The organism is Mycobacterium sp. E802, from assembly GCF_001666875.1.
Lineage (GTDB): Bacteria > Actinomycetota > Actinomycetes > Mycobacteriales > Mycobacteriaceae > Mycobacterium.
This window is the reverse complement of the sequence record NZ_LZJD01000020.1, coordinates 1-4906: the sequence shown is the minus strand read 5'-3', so window position 1 is coordinate 4906 and position 4906 is coordinate 1. Positions and strand designations below refer to the sequence as shown.

The 4906-nt window shown below is 67.7% G+C and carries 5 protein-coding genes; 2 read left to right on the top strand and 3 right to left on the bottom strand.

The features are described from left to right. A partial coding sequence (locus tag A5699_RS03130) for a DUF3418 domain-containing protein (protein WP_157561058.1) occupies nucleotides 1-202 on the top strand: 202 nt, incomplete at its 5' end. On the opposite strand, the gene A5699_RS03125 is transcribed toward A5699_RS03130, so the two are convergent. The 3 genes from A5699_RS03125 to A5699_RS03115 are packed head-to-tail and all read right to left on the bottom strand — an operon-like array spanning nucleotide 199 to nucleotide 3430. Beyond that, the gene (locus A5699_RS03125; RefSeq protein WP_067765233.1) at nucleotides 199-1032 is read right to left on the bottom strand and encodes an alpha/beta fold hydrolase; all 834 of its coding nucleotides are present in this window, start codon (nucleotides 1030-1032) and stop codon (nucleotides 199-201) included. The two genes, A5699_RS03130 and A5699_RS03125, sit on opposite strands and share 4 nt — an antisense overlap. A gap of 48 nt (nucleotides 1033-1080) precedes the next feature. Then, nucleotides 1081-2274 carry an acyl-CoA dehydrogenase family protein gene (locus A5699_RS03120; RefSeq protein ID WP_157561059.1) on the bottom strand — a complete coding sequence of 398 codons (1194 nt, stop codon included), beginning with the start codon at nucleotides 2272-2274 and terminating at the stop codon, nucleotides 1081-1083. Continuing rightward, entirely contained in the window at nucleotides 2237-3430 is a 1194-nt protein-coding gene (locus tag A5699_RS03115) for an acyl-CoA dehydrogenase family protein (RefSeq protein ID WP_067765223.1), read from the bottom strand. The genes A5699_RS03120 and A5699_RS03115 overlap by 38 nt, the downstream gene beginning before the upstream one ends. A 59-nt stretch (nucleotides 3431-3489) precedes the next feature. On the opposite strand from A5699_RS03115, the gene A5699_RS03110 reads away from it, so the two are divergent. After that, nucleotides 3490-4623 carry an FAD-dependent oxidoreductase gene (locus A5699_RS03110; protein WP_067765220.1) on the top strand — a complete coding sequence of 378 codons (1134 nt, stop codon included), beginning with the start codon at nucleotides 3490-3492 and terminating at the stop codon, nucleotides 4621-4623. The last annotated feature ends 283 nt before the right edge of the window (nucleotides 4624-4906 follow it).

Below are 4906 nucleotides of genomic sequence, written 5' to 3'. Positions count from 1 at the left end.
GACCCGGGTGCACGCGGTCGAGGATGCTTACGACGACCTGCTGGCCGCGTTGTCACCGGCCCGCGCCGAGGACCCGAAAATCCGCGACATCGCCTGGCAGATCGAGGAATTGCGGGTCAGTCTATGGGCCCAGCACCTCGGCACGCCGCGTCCGGTCAGCGAGCAACGTATCTACAAGGCGATCGACGCCGTCACCCGCTAGTCAGTGGCAGGCGCGATGTGCCGGCGCAGGAACTCGGTGACGTGTCCGGCCACCACGTCGGGTTGCTCGAGCCAGGGCCAGTGGCCCGTTCCCGGCACGGGCTGCACCGCGCAGTTCCGGAACATTTCGCGGTAGGCGTCGGTCTGGGAGAACGGCACGTAATGGTCCTCGGTGCCCCACACCACCAGGACGTCGCCGGCATACTCGGCGAGTCGATCCGCATACGGCGCAAGGGCTTCCGGACCGGTGGACCGATATAGCTTCAGCACCGCGTCGGGGGTGCCGCGGGCGAACATGTGCTCGGCGATGGAGTCCAGCGCGTCGGTCGGCAGGCCGGGATCGCGCATGGCGAGCATGCGTCGCATCAGTGCCTGGGTACCGACCCGCCACATCACCTCGGCCAGGACCGGTGTGCGCCACAGCTTGGCGGCGAAATGGTTGATCACCACCGGGGCGTTGATCAACGTGATGCTGGCGACCGCGTCGAGATGGTCGGCGGCCCAAGCCAGTGCCCATGGCCCGCCGAAATCGTGGGCGACCAGGTGCGCGCGTTCGACACCGAGCTGGTCGAGGAGCGCGTCGAGGTGTGCCGCGTAGGCGGCAACGGTGTACGGCCACTGCGACGGTTTGTCGGCGCCACCGAAACCCGGCATCTCCGGGGCGATCACCCGGGCGAAACCGGCGACAGGAGTCAGCAGGCGGTCCCACTTGGCTCCGGCGTTGTTGCCGTGCACGAACACGACGGCCTCCGGGCTCTCGGGCCCGGCGACCAGCACCGGGGAACGCACCCCGTCGACAGCCAGCGTGCGGTGCTCGACCGGTCGCTCCATCAGCGGGATCTTACGGTCGCGCAAGGCCTGCCGCGCGGTTTCAACCAATCAGTGCGTGCCCGTCGCCACCCGCGGCACCCGTTCGACGGTCGCGTCGTCGAGCACCAGTTCCGCCACCCGGGACCGGTGGGCTTCAGCGCTTCCCAGGAGGGCGGCGTCGGTGGTCGCCCGCTTGAAGTACAGATGTGCCTGGTGCTCCCAGGTGAACCCGATGCCGCCGTGCACCTGAATGGTGTCGGCCGCAATCTTGGCGAATGCCGCCGACGCCGTAGCCTGTGCGATCGCGGCGGCCAGCGCCGGGTCGTCGGTACCGTCGGTCAATGCCCAGGCCGCGTGATAGGCCGTCGAGCGGGCATGCTCGAGATCGACCAGACAATCGGCCAACCGGTGTTTCACGGCCTGGAACGAGCCGATCGGTCGGCCGAACTGCAGCCGCGATCTCGCATAGTCCACCGAGAGATCCAGCAAATGCTGTGCGGCGCCGACCTGTTCGGCGGCCAACAGTGTGCATGCCACCTGGAACGCGTGAGTGATGACCCGCTCGGCTTCGTCGGGTCCGGCTACCAGCTGTGCCGGTGTTTCGGCGAACACGATGTCGGCCTGCGGCCGGGTCAGGTCGAGGGTGACCAGCGGGGTTCGCTGTACGCCGGCTTCGGTTGCGTCGACCGCATAGAGTGCCACGCCGTCGGGTCCCGTCGCCGCTACCAACAGCAGATCCGCGGCGTCAGCGTCCACGACCCGCTGCACGGTCCCGGTCAGCGTTCCATCCTCGGCCGCAGCCACGTTCACGGCGGCCGAATCGAACGCACCCGCCTGATCTGGCACCGCGAATGCCGCGGTACGAGTGCCGTCTGCCAGGGCGCCGAGCAGCTCGTCGCGCACGGGACCCGAGGACGCGGCGACGAGCGCGGGGATGGCCAGCATCACCGTGCCGAAAACCGGGCCGCAGGCCAGGGCGGCGCCAAGTTCCTCGACGGCGACGGCCTGGTCGACGAGCGTGCCGCCGGCCCCGCCCTCGGACTCCGGAACCGCCAGGCCCAGGACGCCGAGCTCAGCGCCAAGTCGGGCCCAGACTTTCCGATCGAACCGCGGCTCCGACTCCATGAGCGTGCGTACGGTCTGCTCGGTGAAGTTCTCTGCGCAGAACTTGCGAACCGCCGTGCGCAGCTGAGCCTGCTCGTCGGTGAACCTGAACTCACGTTCCTCAGCCACGTGGGATCTCCTTCCACGGCATACCAGCATCAGCTCGCAGATCACCGGGCAACCCGAGGATCCGCTCACCCAAAATGTTGCGCATCACTTCGGACGTACCGCCTTCGATGGTGTTGGCCTTGCTGCGCAGGAAGCGCTGTTGAACGGGTCCGCGCCAGTCCGCCTCGTCGTCACTGTCGTGCAATCCGTAGCCGTGGTACAGGATCCCTTCGGGCCCAAGTAGATCCATGCACCATTGATAGATGTGCTGGTTCAGTTCGGCACCCACCAGCTTGCCGATCGATCCTTCCGGTCCCGGCCCGCCGACGGTGGCCGCGGCCCGGGACCGCTCGGCGGTCAGCCGCTGGGCCTCCGAGCGCAACCACAGTTGGGTGAGCCGGTCACGCAACACCGGAGTCCGTAGATCTGGCCGGGACGCCCACAGCGCCATCGCATCCGAGATGGTGCCGGCTCCGCGCCGGTTGCCACTGCCACCCAGCGCACTGCGCTCGTTCATCAGCGTCGTCATCGCGACATTCCAGCCGTTGCCCACCGCGCCGAGCCGGTGTGTATCAGGGATCCGGGCGTCGGTGATGTAGACCTCGTTGAACTCTGCCTGTCCGGTCATCTGCCGCAGCGGCCGGGTTTCGACGCCGGGTGCGTGCATGTCCAGGACGAAGTACGTCAGGCCTTTGTGTTTGGGTACATCGGGATTCGAGCGCGCCAGCAGCAGGCCCCACCGGGCCCGGTGCGCGAGGCTGGTCCACACCTTCTGCCCGTTGAGCACCCACTCGTCACCGTCCAGGACCGCCGAGGTGGCCAGTCCGGCCAGGTCCGAACCGGCGCCCGGCTCCGAAAACAGCTGGCACCAAATGTGTTCCGTGCTGGCCAGCGGTCGTAGCCAGGATTTCTTGAGTTCCTCGGATTGGGCATGCTCGCGAATCGTGGGCGCGGCCATGCCGTATCCCATCGGGTTGAGGCCCAACGGCACTGGACCGCCGGCGCCCTGCAGGATGCGGTCGGCCACCGACTGCAAGCCGCGCGACACCCCGAGACCGCCGAGGCCCTCGGGGAAATGCACCCAGGACAGGCCGGCGTCGTAACAGGCCGCCAGGTACTCGGGAATCGGAACTTTCTTCGGGTCGTGATCTGCCACGACCCGGCGGGCGAGGTCGGCGACCCGGTCCGCATCAGCGACGCTGCTCATTCAGCCACGATAGGCAAACGGATCCGGACTCGTGCGGGCGGGCGGTACCGTCACCGACTGTGGACCGCAAGCGCGTGGTGATCGCCGGGCTTGGCGATTCCGGCCTGCTCACCGCGATCCGGTTGTCCCGTCGCCATGACGTCGTCGGGGTATCGCTGAATCCAGGCCTGGTCAGTGGTCAGGAGCTCGGGACCCGGCTGTCCCGGCCCGACGATTGGGCGCGCGACTATTGGATCGCCTTCGACCGGTTCCGTGAGCTCGACCGCGTTCGCACCGTGCATGGGACGTTGACCGCGGCGGATCTGTCGGCTCGCACCGTCTCCGTGCGTGATGCCGACGGGGCCGAGCAGGTGCACGGCTATGACGCGCTGATCATCTCCACCGGTGTGAGCAACGGCTTCTGGCGTCCGGGTGTGTTGCAGTCGGCAGGCGATGTCGATGCCGGGCTCCACGCCGCACATGACCGGTTGGGCGCGGCTGGGTCGGTGGCGGTGATCGGGGGCGGTGCGGCAGCCGTCAGCAGCGCGGTAAACATCGCGCTGCGGTGGCCCGACACCCGAGTCGCGTTGTACTTTCCGGGCGAAGGTGTTCTGCAGCAACATCATCCGCGTGCCCGTCGACGTGTCGAGCGTCGGCTCGCCGCGGCCGGGGTGGCGATGCATCCTGGCCATCGTGCCTTGATACCCGAGGATTTCGATTGTGCTGCGATCACGTCCGATCCCGTGCAGTGGAGCACCGGCCAGCCGCCGGCGCAGGCTGACGCGGTGCTGTGGACCGTCGGCCGGGTGCGACCCAACTCCTCGTGGCTGCCGTCGGACGTTCTCGACGAGGACGGTTTCGTCCGGGTGACGCCGCATCTTCAGGTGCCCGGCGCCGACGCCGTGTTCGCCATCGGCGACGTCGCGGCCACCGATTCGCTGCGGTCGTCGGCTCGCAACCGCGCTGACGGGCTGCTGGCGCACAACGTCATCGCGTACTTCACCGGTGGCCGGATGCGCCGTTACCGGCCACCGGCCACCCGATGGGGGTCGGTGCTCGGGGTTCAGCCGGACGGGTTGGAAGTCTTCGCGCCCAACGGGTTTGCCTTCAGGTTTCCGGCGTGGACGATCGACCGCGTCCTGCAGCCGTGGATCGTTCGTCGCGGTATCTACCGGGGTGTGCGGTCTCGGGGGTCGAGCGTTACCGCCATGTAGATGCTGTGCATCGGCCACACTCCGTCATGGCTTCCCTGGATTTGCCCACCTAGCGAGCGACAACGCATTCCGCTCGCGAAAAACATTGCTGACGTCGGTCGATCGGCGTAAGATCGAACACATGTTCGAATTGCTTGATCCGTCGTCGCTCTCCGATGCGGCGCTGATTGATGCGTTGGAGCATGCGACGCGGGCTGAGGCGGTCGCCGCGGCTGAGCGGTTGGCGCTGATCGGGGAGGTCGTGGCCCGTCATTGCGACGACGAGGATGAGGTGTCGGCGCAT